We start from the raw sequence: 17272 nt of genomic DNA, 5'->3' as shown, positions 1-17272 counted from the left end.
GCACGGCACGGCGCGGTACGGCGGGATGCGGGTCACAGGGTGGGCGAGCTGCGGCAGCGGCGCCCGGACGGAACGGCGTGCGGCACACGGCGCACTACGTACTTCGTACGGCGTGGCGGGAGCGGTCCGTCAGCGGGCGCAGGCCGGCTGCGGAGGGCCGCGACGCGGAGCGGGGGAGAGCAGCAGCACCTGCGGACGGCGCCGGACCGGCTCGGTGCCGGCGGCCGGCAGCAGCGCGGCCGGGCAGCCCGGACGGGCGGCCAGCAGCAGGGCGCGCCAAGGCGCGGGCAGCAGGCGGGCCAGCGCCTCCAGGGCCTCGGCGACACCGCTCAGCGCGGCGTCCGCCAGGCGCAGCCAGGCCGCGGCGGCCAGCGCCAGCGCCACGTGCACGGCCAGGACCAGCACGCGCAGCAGGCCGGCCGAACCGTGCGTCCACTGCGCGAACCACTCCGAGGCACCGACCGAGTCGCCGCCGCAGACCAGCAGGTCCACCCCGCGGGCCGGGCGCGCACAGGCGTCCTGACCGAGGTTGAACGCCGTGTTCAGCAGCAGCTCCACCGGCACCAGCACGGAGGACAGCAACAGGAAACGGCGGCGCGCCCCGTCGAGGACCACCGCCAGCAGGAAGACCGCGACACTCGCCGCCGCGACCAGGGTGAGCGGCAGCGCGCGCCCGGTGATCGCCACCTGGCCGAACGCGGCCAGCGGCACGGCGAGCGCGGTGAACACCGCGCCCCGCAGGGCCTTGGTCGCGTGAATGCCGGTCATGGTGAAGGAGTATGGCACGCCGAACGTCCCGGGGACGAGGGCCGGACGGCCCCCGCCGCGACCGCCCCCAAGATGAATAAGCCCTGTGTAAAGGGGGTGTCGGGCGGACGGCGCACGGGCGGGAGGGGGTGCGGCGGGGGTGGCGGGGGCCCCGGGGGAGGCGTCGCGGGAGGGAGCGGGGTGGGGAGCGTCACGCGGGCGCAGTGGCGCCCGCCACAGCCGCGGGCCCGTCTTCCCGAGGGCGTGCGCGGACGGACCCGAAAGCGCCGTCGGACGCCGTCCGTGCCCTCGCCGCCGGCCCGACCCCCGAGATCCGCCGTGTCATCGCCGGTCGGCCCCCCGGCTCACCCCCCCCCCCGCTGCTGGACGGGCTGCTTGGTGGGCTGCTGGAGGGTTTTCCCGCGGTGGCGGTCCGTGGTCGTTAGGGTGGGAAGCGTTCCGGCAGCGCAGACCAGCACGGCAGGAGACCGCCTTGACCACGACGGCAGCCACCAGTGTTCCGCCCGAACTCGACGCCGGGGCGCTGGCCCGCTGGCGGGACGGCGGCGGAAAGCTGATCGAACTGTTCGAGGCCGCACGGGAGTTGGGTCCGGTCGCCGGGTTCCGGCTGGGGGAGCGGCGGATCGTGCTGGTGACCGGTGCCGAGCAGGTGCAGCACGTGCTGGCGAAGAACCCCGACACGTACGTGAAGCACGGGCACCGGGCCAAGGTGCTGCTCGGCGACGGGCTGCTGTGCGCCTCCGGGGAGCCCTGGAAGCGCCAACGGAAGGTGCTGCACCCGCAGTTCACCGGGCGCGGGATCCGGGCGTACGAGCCGCAGATCCGGGCGGCGGTCGCCGGGATCGCCGAGCGGTGGGCGGCGGCCGCCGCGACCGGGGAGGCCCGGGAGATCGACGCCGACCTGCGGCACTTCTCGCTCGAGGTGATCTGGCGCTCGCTCACCGCCCACCCGCTCGACCCGGAGACCCACCAGCGGCTGATCGCCGCCGGGGACAGCCTCGCCGCGATCCCCGCGTTCGCGCCCGCGACCGGCGAGATCGCCGACGACTTCCGGGAGGCCAACGAGCGGGCCGACGTCGCGGCCGCGCACGCCATCGCGCTCGCCGGTGAGGCGGAGGAGCCGCACCTGCTGGCGGTGCTGCTCAAGGCGGCGGCCGAACTCCCGGACTACACCGAGCGGTTGGTCCGCGATGAGCTGCTCACCCTGGTGGTCGCCGGCTACGAGACCACCGCGACCGCGCTCAGCTGGCTGTTCCTGCTGCTCGACGCCCACCCCGAACAGCGCGACTGGGCGCTGGCCGCCGGCCCGGTCGGCTCCCCCGAACGGGCCGCCGCGATCCGGGCGCTGGTCGACGAGACGCTGCGGCTGTACCCCGTCGCCTGGCTGATGCCCCGGTACGCCGCCGCCGCGGACACCCTGGACGGCCTGGCCGTCGAGGCCGGGATGACGGTGCTGCTCTGCCCCTACCTGACCCACCGGGACGCGGAACTCTGGCCCGATCCGGAGGAGTTCAGGCCGCAGCGCTTCCTGGAGGCCGGGCGGCGGCCGGTGCCCGGGGCGTACTTCCCGTTCGGGCTCGGCCCGCGCGCCTGCGTCGGGGCGCAGTTCGCCGTGCGCGAGATGGTGCTGCTGCTGGAGGAACTGCTGCCCGCCTACCGGGCCGAGATCCGCGAGACGCCCGAAGAGGTCGGCTACGCGATCACCGTGCACCCCGCCGGCCCGGTCCGGGCGGTGCTGCACCCGCAGGGGGAGTAGGGGAGCAGGGGGCGCAGGGGGTGGGGCGGGAAATGGTTTGTCAGGCGGGTTGACGAACTGTCAGGATCGGGCGCCGTGAGAGCAGAAGAGAACCGGGCGCCCGTCCGTCCCGTCGCGCTGGTGACCGGCGTCGGCCGGACGGTCGGCATCGGAGCCGGCATCGCCGAGCGCCTCGCCGCCTCGGGGTGGGACGTCGCCCACAGCTACTGGACGCCCTACGACGACCGGATGCCCTGGGGCGTCGAGGAGGGCGCGGCGGCGGCCGTCGGCGCCGCGCTCGGGGCGCACGGGGCCCGCCATCTCGCGGTACCGGCCGACCTGGCCGATCCCGAGGCGCCCGCCCGGCTGTTCGACCGGGTGGAGGCCGGGCTCGGCCCGGTCACCGCCCTGGTGCTCAGCCACGCCGAGTCCGTCGACTCCGGGCTGCTGGACACCACGGTGGAGAGCTTCGACCGGCACTTCGCGGTCAACGCCCGGGCGAGCTGGCTGCTGATCCGCGAGTTCGGACTGCGCTTCACCGGCCCGTTCGGCACCGGCCGGATCGTCGCGCTGACCAGCGACCACACCGCCGGCAACCTCCCGTACGGGGCCAGCAAGGGTGCGCTGGACCGGATCACCCGCGCCGCCGCCCGCGAACTCGCCCACCTCGGCGTGACCGCCAACGTGATCGATCCCGGCCCGACCGACACCGGCTGGATGAGCGGGGAACTGCGCGAGGAGATGACCCGGCAGACCCCGCTGGCCCGGCTCGGCACCCCGCGGGACGCCGCGCACCTGGTCGACTTCCTCTGCTCGCCGCAGGGGCAGTGGGTCAACGGCCAACTGCTGCAGAGCAGCGGCGGGTTGAAGTAGGGGAAGGGGGAGGGGCGGGGCTGGGCGGCGGGGGTCAGGCGGGCTGTTCGGTGCGGGCGCGCAGGTCGCGGGTGCGCACGGCCATCTCGTCGAGGCTCAGTTCGCCGGTCCGGTCGACCAGGTGGCCCAGGGTGCTGCCGTCCGCCCAGGAGCAGGCCGCGACCTGTTCGCCGGCCTTCCCGATCATCGCGCAGGCGAGCGTGCCGCCGAGCGGGCCCGGTTCGAAGGTCCGCATGTCCGTGACCGGGGTGCCGTCGGAGAGCGAGCTGCCCTGGGGCGAGTAGCCGCCCAGCATCTCGGTCGCGGCCCGGGCGGCGTCCGGCACCGTGCCCTCCATGGCCACCGCCAGCAGTTCGCTCTCCCGCAGGCCGGTCGCGCCCGGCCGCCCGTACCCCTGGACGTCGGCGGCGTGCCGACCGTAGCGCCGGCTGTTGTCCCGTTGGTAGGAGAGCCGCAGGCCGGCCAACTCCTGGTCGTCGGCGACCCGGGGCAGCCCCGCGGTGTCGGTCGGCAGCACCACCCGGTACCGCTGCGCACCGGAGTCGACCGCGCTGATCGCCAGGAAACCGGCCGACACCGCCGTCAGGCAGGCCGCCACGACGAGGACCCGCCTGCCGCTGATCCGCCGGTACCAAGGCGGCACCGGCTGCGGCTCGCCGCCCGCCGCCCAGATCGAGCGCAGGCTGTCGATCGACCGGGTGCGCTGCGGTTCCTGCTCGGTGTCCGGCACGGGGGTCCCCCACGAATGGCGAAGAAGCGGAATTCGATATTCCGTTCGGTGTGAGCGGGTACCCTACCGCAGGCCGGACGGTCCGATCACCGGGAGGGCTGCCCGCGCCGCGTGGTCACCGGGGCACGCGGTCACTGGGGCACGCGGTCACCGGCGGGTGCGGTCACCGGCGGGCGCGGGACAGCGCCCGGCCGACCGCGCAGACCAGCAGCGCCGCCGCCACCAGCAGCGCCGCCGAACGGAACGGGCCGGTCGGCGACCGGAGGGTCGCCGCGGCGAGCAGCGGACCGGCGACCGCACCCAGGTTCAGGGCGGCCGTCGCGTACCCGCCCGAGAGCGTCGGCGCACCCGAACCCTCGTACAGCGCCCGGGTGATCAGCGTCGCGCCGACCGCGAACGCCAGCGCGCCCAGCAGCAGGACCAGCGGCAGCAGGACGGCCGGACGGCCCGCGGCCGCGGCCAGCGCCGGCCAGCCGAGCAGCAGCGACGGGCCGCCCACGAGCAGCAGCCCGCGGGAGTGGCGGTCGGCCAGCCGGCCGGCCGCGTTCACCCCGAGGAAGGTGCCCGCGCCGAACAGCACCAGCACCACCGGCACCCAGCCCCGGCCCAGCCCCGCCGGGCCGGTCACCACCGGGGCGAGGAAGGTGAACGCGCCGAACGTCCCCGCGTTCACCAGCGCCGCCGCCAGCAGCGCCGACCACAGCCCGGGCCGGGCGAGTTGGGCGAGCTCGACGCGCAACGCCGGTGCCCCCGCCCCGCCCGCCCCGGCCGGAACGCCCAGCAGCACCCCGAGCGCTGCCGGGACGCACAGCACCGCCACCGCCCAGAACGCGGCCCGCCAGTCCAGCAGTTGGCCGAGCAGCGCCCCCGCCGGCACCCCCGCGACGGTCGCCGCCGTCGTCCCCGACAGCAGCACGCCCAACGCCCGGCCCCGGCGCTCGGGCACCACCAGCGCCGCCGCCGTGGCCACCGCCAGCGCGAGGAACCCGGCGTTCGCCAGCGCCGCCACCACCCGGGTGGCCAGCAGCACGTGGAACGAACCGGTCAGCGCACCGGCCGCGTGCGCCGCCGCGAACACCGCCACGAACCCGAACAACCCGGCCCGACGCGGCCACCGGCGGGCCCACACCGCCATCAGCGGCGCGCCCACCACCATCCCGAGCGCGAAGGCGGACGCCAGCGCGCCCGCCGTCCCGACCGACACACCGAGACCGGCGGCCAGTTCGGGCAGTAGGCCGGCCGGCAGGAACTCCGAGGTGCCCATGGCGAAGACCGCCAGGGCGAGCAGGTAGAGAGAGAAGGGCATGGAGGTGACTCCGGGGTGGGAGGGGGACGGAACGGGGACGTCGTCTCGTCACCACCGCCAACTCCCCCGTACGAGCGGCCCATGAGCGCGCGGATGCACGGCCGCGCGGATGCACGGCCGCGCGGGCGTACGGGCGCACCGGCGCGTCCGGCTGCGGACGGCACCGGGAGCCGCCCGAACGGGCCCGGCTGTCAGGGCGGTTCAGGCGGTTCGGGCGTTCGGGACTTCAGGGGCTGACGGCGTGACCGAAAGCCCCCACCTCGTCCGACTCAGGGCTCACCACGTCCGGCAGCCTACCCCGCGCCGCCGCAACCGTCAGCAGGCGAACGTGAGTTCGCCGCTGAGGCGGTCGTGCTCGTTGGCGGAGACGAAGACGGCCAGCGCCGGCCGCGAGCCGACCGCCAGCTTGCGGGTGGCGACCGCCGCGACCACCGTCACCGCCGCGACGGCGAGTTCAGCGGTCGGGAAGCGGCGCGGGGTGGCCGGGCGGGCCGAGTGCCGGTCGAGGGTCGCGGCGGGCACCCACACCATCACCGTGAACAGCGCCGCCACCGGGATCCGCGACAGGGCCGGCCCCGGCAGCGGGAACGCCCCGGCCGGGGCCACCGCCGCCGAGACGGTCACCGCCGTCGTCGTCGTGGCGTCCGGCCCGGGCGAGTTCCGCGTCGTAGTCGCGGGCGTCGAAGCGCAGCGCGGCGACGCCCGGCAGCGGAGCGGCGTGCTCGTGGTGGCGGAAGTCGCTCCAGCGCACCTCGCCCGCCACCCGCCGCACGGTCACCCACAGCGCACCGCAGCACGCTTCGCCACAGGACGCCTCCGCCAGCCGCACCGCCTGCGGCTCCCGGCTGGCCCGCAGCGGGCCGCCGCCCGACGGCGGGCCGCCGTCCAGCAGTTCGGCGGGGCCGAGCGTCGGCCCGTGCGGGAACAGGCGGGGGACGAGCGGGAGCCCGTCGACCAGCAGTCGGGCCTCCGAGCGGCCCGGGCGGGCCGGATCCGGCTCCACCACCGCGATCCGGAACCGGCCGGCCGGCGCGGGCGCTTCGAACAGGCGGTGTCCGGCGCGGCGGACCCAGCCGGTCCGCGCGGCCGCGCCGGGCCGCCGCCCGATGGCGGCGACCACCGCCGTCCAGGCCGGTTCGGCCAGCACCCGGCCGAGTTCGGCGAGCAGCGCGGACCGCCGGACCGGTGAGTGCCCGGGGAGCAGCGCGGCGGTGCCGCTGTCCAGGTCGTGCGCCAGCGAGAGCAGCAGCGCGACGTGCTCGAAGCGCGGGACGAGCGTGCCCGCCCGGCCCACCACCCGCGCGTACAGGCCCGGCGCCGCGCGGCAGGCGAGCAGGTCGGCCGGGTCGCAGGCGGCGGCCGTCCGGACCAGCAGCCGGCCGGTGGCGGCGACCAGCAGGGTGTCGTGCGGGAAGGCGTCCAACAGCGCGGCCGCGTCGAACGCCTCCAGGATCCGGCGGGCGTCGGCCGGGTCGACCGTCGGCAGGTCGGCGGGCAGCCCGAGCAGGGCCTTGCGCCGGACCCGGTGGTCGGCGGAGCGCAGCACCCGCAGCAGCGGCCCGACCGTCGCCCGCTCACCCCGGACGGTCAGGTGCAGGACGGCGGCGGCCCGCCCGTCCGGCCCCGCCGGCCCCGCTGCTTCCTCCAACCGCTCCAGTGCGGCGACGGCAGGAGCGTGCAGCGCGTTGGCCGTGCCGAGGAGCGAGAGCAGCGGGACGTCCGCCGCCGTGCCGAACCGGCCCAGCAGCGCGATGCCCGCGGCGACGGCGGGCAGCGAGCGTCCCTGCGCCGCCAGCAGCCGACCCGCCGCCCGGGCCGCTGCCGGATCGGCGACCGGCAGCGCGGCGGCGGCGGACGCGACCAGCCGGGCGCAGCGCTCGGGCAGCCGGAGCCGCTCCAACTCCCCGGCCAGCACGGCGAAATCACCCGACCACGCCTCGAACACCGCTCGGACGGCCAACTGCGCCGAAGCCCAGGGCGTCGCCCCCGCGCCCACGGGCACTGGTGCGGCCGGACGCAGCCGCCGGAAACCCGACCGGGGCGGAAGACCGTCGGGCGACGCGCGGGTCAGGCCCAGCAGGACCTCGTACAACGGGGGCTCGTGCGGGGTGGATCGGTGCGGCGCGGACGTGTGCGGCGCGGGGTGGGCGCGCTGCGGCTCGGCGCTCACCGGGGGAGGACGGACTCGATTCGGTAGGACATGCGCCGATTCTGATCCTCCGTCACCGATCGTGTCGAACGGTTTTCCGGGGGCGGTGCGGGAGCGCTCAGGAGTGGCTGCTGCGCCACTCGGCGACGACCGACTCGACGTCCACCGGGGCCAGGCCCAGCGGCGGCCCCTCGATCGGGCGGCGCAGGGCGGCCTCGATCCGGGCGTTGGCCTCGGCGAGGCGGCTGCGCAGCAGGGGTTCGGTCGGGGCCAGCCGGGCGGTGTCGAGCGCGTCCCGGAGTTCGGCGCGCAGGACCAGCGACGGCGGCAGGTAGGAGAGGCCCTCGCGTTCCATCTTCTCCCGGATCCACCACATCTCGTGGTACGGCTGGTTCTCGTTGGCCAGCGGCTTGCCCGCGCCGGGCAGATCGTCGAACGCACCGCGCTCGGTGGCCTCGCGGATCTGCCGGTCGACCCAGCTCTCGAAGGTCACACCGGGGGGCTTGCGTTCCGTCATGCGATGGTCCTCCCGTGCAGCAGCAGAAAGGGGTGTCCCTGCCGATCCTACGGGAGCCCCCGCCACCGGGGACCCCGGGGACGGGGAGCGCGGAAGGGAAGGGGCGCATCCGTGAGGGACGAGGGGCGCACCCCGGTCCGCGCGCCCGGAACAGGGGCGGCGGCCGGCGGCGGGGCGAGGCGCGGGCCGAGCAGCAGGACGCTGTCGTCCCCGGCGGCGACCAGGCTCGGTGGCACCGCCGGGCGGAACGTCCGGGTGGAACGTTCGGGGTGACGGCGCGGTGGTGTCCCGGCCGGACCACCCCGGCGCGCGGGCGGGCACGGGGTCGGGTGGTCGGGTGGGTCAGGGGTGGGTGGTGGCGGGGCGGGTGAGGGCGGCGGCGCCGATCAGGCCGGCGTCGGTGCCGAGGAGGGCGGGGTGCAGGGTGAGGTGGCGGGTGAAGGGGAGGGTCGCGTAGTCGGCGAGGTGCCGGGTCAGCGGCTCGAACAGGACGGATCCGGCCTGGGCGACCCCGCCGCCGATCACGGCGGCGTCGAGTTCGACCAGCGTCGCGGTGGCGGCGATGCCGGCGGCGAGGGCGCGGGCGGCCCGGTCGAAGGCGGCCAGCGCGAGCGGGTCGCCGGCGTGGGCGGCGCGGGCGACGGCGCCCGCGGTGGGGTCGCCGTCGGGGCCGGGGCGCCAGCCGAGTTCGGTGGCGGTGCGGGCGATCGCGGTGCCGGAGGCGAGCCCTTCGAGGCAGCCGCGCGAGCCGCAGGGGCAGGGGCGGCCGGCGAAGTCGACGGTGATGTGCCCGAGGTGGCCGGCGTTGCCGGTGGTTCCGGTGTGCAGGACGCCGTCCAGGACGATCCCGGCGCCGATGCCGGTGGAGACCACCAGGCACAGCGCGTTGCGGTACGGGCGGGCCGCGCCCCGCCAGTGCTCGGCGGCGGTCATCGCGATGGCGTCGCCGCCGAGGACGATCGGCAGGTGGGCGGCGGCCGGGTGCCGGGCGGTCTCCGCGCGCAGCGGGAACTCGCGCCAGCCGGGGAGGTTCACCGGGCTGACGGTGCCGCGCGCGGTGTCGACGGGCCCGGCGCTGCCGATGCCGAGCGCGCGGACGCGGAGCCAGTCGGGGTGGCGGGAGAGGTCGTCCAGGACGTGGTCGACGGCGGTCATCAACTCGTCGCGGTCACCGGTGGCGGGGGTGGGGACCCGCACCCGGTGGCGCAGGACGCCGTGCTCGTCGACCAGCCCGCCCGCGATCTTGGTGCCGCCGATGTCGAGGGCCGCGATCAGCGCCCCGGGCGCGCCGGCACCGTCCGGCGCGGGCCCGTCGGGCCCGTGAGGCCCGGCTGTGACGGCGGTACCGGCCATGTCGTAACTCATCGTGACGTCTCCGCGGGTGTGGCAGGGGAGCGCCGTGGTGCAGGGCAGGGCGCCGCCGGGTTGCTCCGGCTGATTCTGGCCCGCCCTGACAACGTTGTCCAGCCGCTCCGGTCGCGGTCCGAGGACCCGGCGCACCCGCGTACGCCCCCCGCTCGGCACGGCCGGAAGCGGACGCGGGAAGGAGCGGGCCTGCCAGGCGCAGGGGTACGCGCACTATCCTCCCTGCCATGACCAGCAGCCCTGCCGGCGGCACCCGCGGCACCCGCGGTACCCGCGGCGCCCGCCCCACCATGAAGGACGTCGCGGCCGCCGCCGGGGTCGGGCTGAAGACGGTCTCCCGGGTGGTGAACGGGGAGAGCGGCGTCACGCCCGAGATGGCCGCCCGGGTGCGGACCACGATCGAGGCGCTCGGGTTCCGGCGCAACGACAGCGCGCGACTGCTGCGCACCGGCCGGACGGCGAGCGTCGCCCTGCTGCTGGAGGACATCAGCGACCCGTTCTCCTCCGCGCTCTCCCGCGCCGTCGAACAGGTCGCCGCCGCCGAGGGCTGCCTGCTGTTCACCGGCTCCAGCGCCGAGGACCCGGACCGCGAACGGGAGTTGGCGCTGGCGTTCTGCGCCCGCCGGGTGGACGGGCTGATCGTCGTCCCGGCCGGGGACGACCACCGCTACCTGCTGCCCGAGATCGAGTCCGGCACGCCCGTGGTCTTCCTGGACCGCCCCGGCAGCCGCATCGACGCCGATGCCGTGCTCAGCGACAACGCGGGCGGCGCCCGGGTCGGCACCGCCCACCTGATCTCCCGCGGCCACCGCCGGATCGGCTTCGTCGGCGACCTCCCGTCCATCCACACCGCCGCCGAACGCGCCCGCGGCTACCGCACCGCGATGGCCGAGGCCGGCCTGCCCGTCGACGAACGCTGGGTCGACTGCGGCCCCACCGGCCGGGCCCGGGTCGCCGCCGCCGTCCACCGCCTCACCACCGGCCCCGACCCCGTCACCGCCCTGTTCACCGCCAACAACCGGGTCACCCTGGCCGCCCTCCACCACCTCCCCGCCGAACGCCGCCCCGCCCTGGTCGGCTTCGACGACCTCGAACTCGCCGACCTGCTCACCCCCGCCCTCACCGTCGTCGCCCAGGACCCCGTCGCGCTCGGCGCGCTCGCCGCCCGCCGCCTCTTCGACCGCCTGGCCGGCGACACCACCGCCCCCGCCCGCCTGGAGATCCCCACCCTGCTCATCCCGCGCGGCTCCGGCGAGGCCCCGCCGCCGGACTGACCCGCCCCGGCCTCCGGCCGACTCCGACTCCGACTCCGACTCCGGCTTCGAGGCCGGTCCGCTGCCGCGCGGCTCCTGCCGGAGCACGGGGACGGCCCGCCGGCTGAACCGGCGGGCCGTCCGGGGTGGAGGGGGCAGGAGGCGAGGGAGGCCAGCCGGGCCGGTTCGCGCGGCTCAGCCTCGCAGGGACAGTTCCAGCCAGTAGCGCTGTTCCGGGCCGATCCGGTCCTCGGGTTGGGCGAGGAGCCAGGCCACCGTCTCGGGGCCGACCGGGAGTTCGCGGTGGAAGCCGAGGTGGAGGTCGGGGAGGCGGGCGTCGTGCAGCCAGCTGTCGAGGGTGCGGGTGAGGTGGCGGTCGGCGGTGGGGGTGCGGGTCGCGGACCAGGTGGTCAGCCAGGGGGTGACGGTGCCGGTGGCGACGGCGAGGGTGGCGAGGACCTCTTCGGCGGGGGCGGCTGGGTCGTCGAGGGTGGCGGGCCACCAGGCGTCCAGGACGTCGCGGACGAGGTCGGCGCGGTGCCAGTCCGTCCAGGCGGCGGCGACCAGGCGGGCGGCGATCAGCGGGCCGTCGACGGCGAGGGTGCGGGTGGTCAACTGGCGGAGCAGGCGCGGGGCGAGGCGCCGGTAGAGGGTGGGGAAGTCCGTCCAGTGGGCGGGGGACTTCGCGGCCGCGGAGTGCAGCAGCCGGTCCGGGATCAGGTCGGGCGGGCCGGACAGGGCGGCCAGTTGCGCGGGGGTGTAGCAGTGGCCGCAGCCGTCGACCGCCGGTCCGGGGCGGGCGGTGCGGCCGAGGGCGTCCAAGGCGTGGTGCAGGCGCTGCTGCGCGGTCGTCGCGGTGGTCATGCCGTCGGATCCCCGTTCGGGGTACTCCAACCGGGGTGCCCGGCGGAGGGTGCGACGTTACCAGGGTCTGATCCGGCGTCAGGTGCGGGGGTCCGTCCGGGCCCGGGCGGGCGGCGGCCGCGCCGGGAGGGGGCCGCGCCGGGAGGGGGCCGCGCCGGGAGGGGATGTGCCGTCGCGCGGCGGTGACCTGACAGGATGGGGATCCGCGGGGCGCGGGCGAGGCGGGCGGACCGGCCCACCGGCCAAGTCATCAGGCGCTGTGAACGCGCACACCTAGGCTGGCCGGATGGACCAGGGTGTGCGGGCGGTGCCGAGCAGTGTGGCGGGTGGGGGCGGGCGGTTCGTCGATCCGCTGTGGCGGGTGGAGGTGCGGCTGGCGCCGGTGGAGGTCGAGTTGCTGCGCTGCGAGCCGGTGCGGCGGCTGCAGTACGTGGCGCACGCCGGGGCGTCCGCGCTGACCACCCTGCAGTCGTACTCCCGGCTCGAACACTCGCTGGGCGTCCTGGCGTTGGCCGCGCACTTCCGGCCGGAGGACGAACTGCTGCGGGTCGCCGCGCTGTTGCACGACATCGGGCACCTGCCGCTGAGCCACACCTTCGAGGGCGTCGGCGGACTCGACCACCACGCCCTGGGCGCCGGGCTGTTGTCCGCCGAGCCGGTCCGCCCGGTCCTGGAGCGCCACGGTATCCGCCCCGAGGCGGTGGCCGCGCTGCTCGACGGCGAGCCCCGGACGCCGCTCACCGGGCACCCCGGCCTGCTCAGCCTCGACCACCTCGACTCGTACGTCCGCAGCGGCCGGGCGGGCGGTCAACTCGACGTGGATCCGGCCGAGTTGCTGGGCCGGCTCCGGTTGGCGGGCGCGGCGGTCTCGACCGACCGGGAGACCGCCGCCGTGCTGGTCGCCCTGGTCGGGGCGGAGGCCCGGCTGCACACCTCCTGGGACAACGTCGGCCCGGTCTCGGTCACCCGCCGCCTCGCCCGACGGCTCCTCGACAGCGGCGGGCCGAGCGCGCGGCGGCTGGTCCGGCTGACCGACGCCGAGTTCTGGGCCGCGCTCGACGCCTGCCCCGCCACCCGGGACGAGAGCCGCCGACTGCGCTACCAGCCGCACCAACTGCTGGTCGCCACCGGCACGGCGGACGGGGAGGGATGGGGGTTCTCGCTGCGCAAGATCTACCGCTCCGCGCCGCTGGTGGCGGGCCGGACGGTCGAGCAGGCCGCGCCCGAACTCGCCGAGGAACTCGAGCGGTTGGCGCTGTTGCCGCTCGAATTCCGGGTCCGCTGGGCGAGTTGAGGCCGGTCGGCCGCGGAGCAGGGCGAGGGCGAGCGCCACTCCGCGCCGGAACGGGCTTGCCTCGGACGGGAGTTCGGGCAGTGCGCCGAGCATGGGCAACGCGCGCAGCACGTCCCGCTCCGGGTCGAGCCGGGCGATCAGGCCGGCGCCGGGCAGCTCCGGGGCGCCGGTGAGGCGCCGGTGGGCCTCGGCGGCGGCGGTCCGGCCGTGCGGGCGGCGGTCCGCGAGCAGCGCGGCGACCGGTGCCCGCAGGGGCGCCAACGGCGGCGCTGTCGGCGGTGGCGGCCGGCGGACCCAGCGGGACCGGCGCGGCCGGCGCCCAGGAGGGGTCGGGGGCGGCGAGCGGTTCGGGCAGGACGCGCGGCGCGAGGACGAGGCGTCCGGCCGGCCGGTCGTGGGCGACGGCCGCCGACTCGCGCAGCAGGGCGAGGAGTTCGGGCGTGAGGTCGGCGGCGGGCGTCCGGTCGACCGCCGTGCCGGGCGGCCGGGTTATCGTCGTCGGCGGGGCCGATCACCCGGCCCGGAGCGAGGAGGAGCCGATGAAGCGCGGCACCGGAGCGGGCCCGGCGGCGGCCGTCCTGGCCGTCCTGGCGGTCTTGGCCGTCCTGGTCACCGCCTGTGCGGGCAGCGGGACGGCCACCGGTTCGGGCGGTTCGGCCGGTGCGAGCGGCTCGGCGGCCGCGCAGGGCTCCCCGTCGGTGCTGCCGGTGTTGCGGGTGATGCCGCTCGGGGACTCGATCACCGCCGGGTACGCGAGCAGCAGCGACGCCGGCTACCGCGGGCCGTTCGCCGAACTCGTGGCCGGGCGGGGCGGTTACGTCGTCGACCTGGTGGGTTCCCGGCACAACGGCGCGGTGCCCGACCCGGACAACGAGGGCCACACCGGGTTCACGGTCGACCAGATCGCGGCCGGGATCGACGGGTGGCTGGCCGCCGCCGAGCCGGACGTCGTGCTGCTGCACATCGGCATCAACGACCTGAACCGGGGCACCGACCGCGAGCACACCGCGGACCGGACGTCGGCGCTGATCGACCGGATCCTGGCCGACCGGCCCGGCGTGACCGTCCTGGTGATGGGCCTGATCCCGACCACGCCGACCGTGCTCGACGCGGTCGCCGACCACAACGCGACGCTGAGCCGGGCGGTCGAGGCGAAGCGGGCGGCCGGCGCCAAGGTCCGTTACACGGCCGCGCCCGCGCTGACCCCGGAGGAGCTGCCGGACCGGCTGCACCCCAGCGACGGGGGCTACCGGCGGCTCGCGGAGACCTTCGACCGGGCGCTGGCCGCCGCCGTCGCGGAGGGCCTGGCCACGCCGGTCGCCGGAACGGGAGACCGAGCGCGGTGAGCCCGGTGAGCGGGGGCGGGGCGCGGGCGGGGCGGCGGGGGAGCGGGGTGGTGCGGGGCGGTGCGGAGGTCGACGTGGTCGTCACCGCCCGCACCCTGGTCCGCGACCTGCTGGTGCAGGCCGACCGGATCGACCCGGCCGCCACCGCCGACCGCGGCCTGACCACCCTGCTGCCCGGCGAACGCGCCGTCATCCGGATCCGCGGCCTGGCCGCCACTCCGAGCGGCGCGTGGGTCCGGGCGGCCGTCTTCTGTGTCGAACCTTCCTGAACCTCCCTGCGGGACAGGTGAGTTGAGCGGTGGCGGCGCGGCCCGGCCCGATCGCCGGCCCGATCGCCGGTCCGGTTCCGGGTGCGGACGGGGGACGGCTGTGCCTTCAATGGTCGAGGTGTCGCCGTCCCGCCGCTCCCGGCCGCACGGGCGCACCGTCACCCCGCCCATCCCCGCCGGGCCCGCCGAGCGCGGCGCCCCGGCCCCGGATCGGAGACGCACATGCCCCACTGCACCACCCGCGACGGCGTGGAGATCTTCTACAAGGACTGGGGGAGCGGCCGCCCGGTCGTCTTCATCCACGGCTGGCCGCTGAACGGCGACGCCTGGCAGGACCAGCTGAAGGCCGTCGCCGACGCCGGCTACCGCGGCATCGCCCACGACCGGCGCGGCCACGGCCGCTCCACCCCGGTCTGGGACGGCTACGACTTCGACACCTTCGCCGACGACCTGAACGACCTGCTGACCAGCCTCGACCTGCGCGACGTCACGCTCGTCGCGCACTCGATGGGCGGCGGCGAGCTGGCCCGCTACATCGGCCGGCACGGCACCGGCCGGGTCCGCTCCGCCGTGCTGCTCTCCGCCATCCCGCCGCTGATGCTCCAGGGCCCGGACAACCCCGAGGGCGTCCCGGAGTCCGTCTTCGACGGCATCAAGGCCGGGATCGTCAACGAGCGCTCGCAGTTCTGGAAGGACACCGCGGTCGGGTTCCTGTCCGCGAACCGGCCCGGCACCAAGGCCACCGAGGGCAACAAGGACGCCTTCTGGTACATGGCGATGGCCGAGACCATCCAGGGCGGCGTCGCCTGCGTCGACGCCTTCGCGTACACCGACTTCCACGAGGACCTGAAGAAGTTCGACATCCCGCTGCTGGTCGTCCACGGCGACGACGACCAGGTCGTCCCGATCGACGCCACCGGCCGCAAGACCGCCAAGCTCGTCCCCGGCGCCGTCCTCAAGGTCTACGAGGGCGGCTCGCACGGCATCGCCGTCGTCCCCGGCGACAAGGAGCGCTTCAACCAGGACCTGCTCGACTTCCTCAAGACCTGACCCCGCCTCCTGCCGGAGGCCGTCGCGCGGCCCGGACGGTTCAGCCGAGCCGTCCGGCCCGCGCGACGGCCTTCGCGGCGAACGCGTGCAGCTCGGCCGGGGAGAACGCGTCCGGGCCGGTCCGCACCACGTGCAGGTAGACCAGCAGGCCGCCGCGCCGGACGTAGAGGGTGCTCCAGTCGCTCTGCCCCAGGTGGCGGTGGAAGTAGCGGGCCTCGTCCCCCAGGTCGCGGAACGCCGCCGCGTCCTGCTCCTCCGGCCGGCCGGACAGGACGTTCAGCTCCTCGACGAGCCGGCCCAGCCCGTCCGCGGCCTCCGCCGGGCCGACCCGCCGGAGCAGCTCGTCGGCCACCTCCAAGCCGCCGTGCGCCCCCGGGAACTGCGCGGTCTGGGTGTCCTGGGTGTCGTCGCACGGCGGGGTCGAGGGGGCGGCGGCGAAGCCCGGCGGGACGTCCTCGGCGGTGATCAGGGCCCGGCAGAGCGAGCCCCCCGGGCCCGGGCCCGCCGCCGCGTCCTTGCCGCCGCCCCCCGAGGTGCAGGCCGCCGCACCGAGCAGCAGCGCCGCCCCCGCCAGTGCCGCCCTGCCCCGCCAGGTCCGTCCCCGCGCCCCCGAAAGCCCCATCCGTCCCCTCCGAACCGTCCGAACCGTCCGTACCAGGACGCGGAGCCTAGCGGGCCGGGCCCACCCGCCGTAACCCGGCCCGGCGGGCGGGCCGCTCAGGCCACCGGGGCGTCCAGCAGGGCGAGTTGGGCGTCGGTGAGGCGTAGCGCCCCGGCGTCCAGGTTCTCGGCGAGGTGGGCCGGGTCCCTGGTGCCGGGGATGGCCAGGACGTGCGGGCCGCGGTGCAGCGTCCAGGCGAGGCGGACCTGGGCGGGGGTGGCGCCGTGCGCGGCGGCGACGGCCCGGACCCGGGCGTCCCGTTCGGCGGTGGGGGCGGACTCGCGGGCCAGGCCGGAGATGGCGAAGAACGGCACGAAGGCGATGTCGAGTTCGCGGCAGAGCTCCAGCAGGCCGTTCTCGTCGGCCAGCCGCCGGTCGAGGCCGTACGAGTTCTGCACGCAGACCACGGGCGCGATCTCCCGGGCCTGGCGGACGTGTTCGGGGCGGGCGTTGGACAGGCCCAGCTCGCGGATCAGCCCGGCCCGCCGGAGTTCGGCGAGCACGCCGAAGTGCTCGGCGACGGACTCCAAGCCGGGCCCGTTGCGGCGCAGGTTGACCAGGTCGAGGCGGTCGGTGCCGAGCTGGCGCAGGTTCTCCTCGACCTGGGCGCGCAGCTGGTCGGGCCGGGCCATGGTGTACCACTCGCCGTCGGGGGTGCGGCCGGGGCCGACCTTGGTGGCGACGGTGATCCGGTCGGCGCCGGGCCAGCCGGCCAGCGCCCGGCCGATCAGCTCGTTGGCGGAGCGCAGCGGCGAGAAGTAGAACGAGGCGGTGTCGACGTGGTCGACGCCGTGCTCGAACGCGGTGTGCAGCAGCCGGACGGCGGCGGCCCGGTCGACCGGCGGGCCGTCGGAGTTGCCGTGCATGCCGTTGCCGGTCAGGCGCATCGCGCCGTAGCCGAGCCGGTTGACGGTCAGTTCGCCGAGGCGCCGGGTGCCTGCGGCGGAGGCGTGCGCGGTCATGGTTCCCCCTGGGGTCCGCGGCCGCGCGGATGCGGCCGGGGGACGGAGTATCCGCTGGTCGGGGGCGGTGGCGACAGGGGTGCGGGCGTTGAGCGATCTCACACCCGGACCGGGAACGGACGGGTGGGCG

At 76.6% G+C, this 17272-nt stretch carries 17 protein-coding genes; 7 read left to right on the top strand and 10 right to left on the bottom strand.

Annotated features, from left to right (window positions below; genetic code table 11):
• Nucleotides 1-129: 129 nt before the first annotated feature.
• Nucleotides 130-768, bottom strand: a complete 639-nt coding sequence (locus KSE_RS05485) for a hypothetical protein (RefSeq protein ID WP_033260438.1) — start codon at nucleotides 766-768, stop codon at nucleotides 130-132.
• A 472-nt stretch (nucleotides 769-1240) separates the two neighbouring features.
• On the opposite strand from KSE_RS05485, the gene KSE_RS05480 reads away from it, so the two are divergent.
• Nucleotides 1241-2524 carry a cytochrome P450 gene (locus KSE_RS05480; protein WP_014134279.1) on the top strand — a complete coding sequence of 428 codons (1284 nt, stop codon included), beginning with the start codon at nucleotides 1241-1243 and terminating at the stop codon, nucleotides 2522-2524.
• A 75-nt stretch (nucleotides 2525-2599) separates the two neighbouring features.
• Nucleotides 2600-3376 carry an SDR family oxidoreductase gene (locus tag KSE_RS05475; RefSeq protein ID WP_033260283.1) on the top strand — a complete coding sequence of 259 codons (777 nt, stop codon included), beginning with the start codon at nucleotides 2600-2602 and terminating at the stop codon, nucleotides 3374-3376.
• A gap of 34 nt (nucleotides 3377-3410) precedes the next feature.
• Here KSE_RS05475 and KSE_RS05470 read toward each other — a convergent pair whose 3' ends face one another.
• From KSE_RS05470 to KSE_RS05445, 6 genes are all read right to left on the bottom strand, one after another.
• The gene (locus KSE_RS05470) at nucleotides 3411-4106 is read right to left on the bottom strand and encodes a hypothetical protein (RefSeq protein WP_014134277.1); all 696 of its coding nucleotides are present in this window, start codon (nucleotides 4104-4106) and stop codon (nucleotides 3411-3413) included.
• Nucleotides 4107-4269: 163 nt separating this feature from the next.
• Complete coding sequence (locus tag KSE_RS05465; RefSeq protein ID WP_014134276.1) at nucleotides 4270-5412, bottom strand: Cmx/CmrA family chloramphenicol efflux MFS transporter; 1143 nt, start codon at nucleotides 5410-5412, stop codon at nucleotides 4270-4272.
• A 315-nt stretch (nucleotides 5413-5727) separates the two neighbouring features.
• A complete protein-coding gene (locus KSE_RS05460) occupies nucleotides 5728-5934 on the bottom strand; it encodes a hypothetical protein (RefSeq protein ID WP_033260282.1) in 207 nt (68 codons plus the stop codon).
• On the bottom strand, nucleotides 5867-7372 hold the full coding sequence (locus KSE_RS05455; RefSeq protein WP_148283064.1) for a hypothetical protein: 1506 nt from the start codon (nucleotides 7370-7372) through the stop codon (nucleotides 5867-5869). The genes KSE_RS05460 and KSE_RS05455 overlap by 68 nt, the downstream gene beginning before the upstream one ends.
• A 307-nt stretch (nucleotides 7373-7679) precedes the next feature.
• Nucleotides 7680-8078 (bottom strand): DnaJ family domain-containing protein, encoded by a 399-nt coding sequence (locus KSE_RS05450; RefSeq protein WP_014134273.1) that lies wholly within the window; start codon nucleotides 8076-8078, stop codon nucleotides 7680-7682.
• 342 nt (nucleotides 8079-8420) lie between these two features.
• Nucleotides 8421-9443 (bottom strand): ROK family protein, encoded by a 1023-nt coding sequence (locus KSE_RS05445; protein ID WP_231873123.1) that lies wholly within the window; start codon nucleotides 9441-9443, stop codon nucleotides 8421-8423.
• A gap of 227 nt (nucleotides 9444-9670) precedes the next feature.
• On the opposite strand from KSE_RS05445, the gene KSE_RS05440 reads away from it, so the two are divergent.
• Nucleotides 9671-10717, top strand: a complete 1047-nt coding sequence (locus tag KSE_RS05440) for a LacI family DNA-binding transcriptional regulator (protein WP_014134271.1) — start codon at nucleotides 9671-9673, stop codon at nucleotides 10715-10717.
• Between the two features lie 174 nt (nucleotides 10718-10891).
• On the opposite strand, the gene KSE_RS05435 is transcribed toward KSE_RS05440, so the two are convergent.
• Entirely contained in the window at nucleotides 10892-11560 is a 669-nt protein-coding gene (locus KSE_RS05435; RefSeq protein WP_014134270.1) for a hypothetical protein, read from the bottom strand.
• Nucleotides 11561-11846: 286 nt separating this feature from the next.
• Here KSE_RS05435 and KSE_RS05430 point away from each other — a divergent pair, with 286 nt between their 5' ends.
• The 4 genes from KSE_RS05430 to KSE_RS05415 all read left to right on the top strand — a co-directional run bounded on the left by KSE_RS05430 (nucleotide 11847) and on the right by KSE_RS05415 (nucleotide 15519).
• A complete protein-coding gene (locus KSE_RS05430; protein ID WP_106437600.1) occupies nucleotides 11847-12854 on the top strand; it encodes an HD domain-containing protein in 1008 nt (335 codons plus the stop codon).
• 539 nt (nucleotides 12855-13393) lie between these two features.
• Entirely contained in the window at nucleotides 13394-14200 is an 807-nt protein-coding gene (locus KSE_RS05425) for an SGNH/GDSL hydrolase family protein (protein ID WP_148283063.1), read from the top strand.
• Nucleotides 14201-14250: 50 nt separating this feature from the next.
• Nucleotides 14251-14469, top strand: coding sequence for a hypothetical protein (locus tag KSE_RS05420; protein WP_033260281.1), 219 nt, complete (start codon nucleotides 14251-14253; stop codon nucleotides 14467-14469).
• Between the two features lie 222 nt (nucleotides 14470-14691).
• Nucleotides 14692-15519, top strand: coding sequence for an alpha/beta fold hydrolase (locus KSE_RS05415; RefSeq protein WP_014134013.1), 828 nt, complete (start codon nucleotides 14692-14694; stop codon nucleotides 15517-15519).
• Nucleotides 15520-15559: 40 nt separating this feature from the next.
• Here KSE_RS05415 and KSE_RS05410 read toward each other — a convergent pair whose 3' ends face one another.
• The gene (locus KSE_RS05410) at nucleotides 15560-16141 is read right to left on the bottom strand and encodes a hypothetical protein (RefSeq protein ID WP_014134266.1); all 582 of its coding nucleotides are present in this window, start codon (nucleotides 16139-16141) and stop codon (nucleotides 15560-15562) included.
• A 95-nt stretch (nucleotides 16142-16236) separates the two neighbouring features.
• Nucleotides 16237-17142, bottom strand: coding sequence for an aldo/keto reductase (locus tag KSE_RS05405; protein WP_014134265.1), 906 nt, complete (start codon nucleotides 17140-17142; stop codon nucleotides 16237-16239).
• Between the last annotated feature and the right edge of the window lie 130 nt (nucleotides 17143-17272).

Source organism: Kitasatospora setae KM-6054 (genome assembly GCF_000269985.1).
Lineage (GTDB): Bacteria > Actinomycetota > Actinomycetes > Streptomycetales > Streptomycetaceae > Kitasatospora > Kitasatospora setae.
This window is presented reverse-complemented; position numbering and strand designations above follow the sequence as displayed.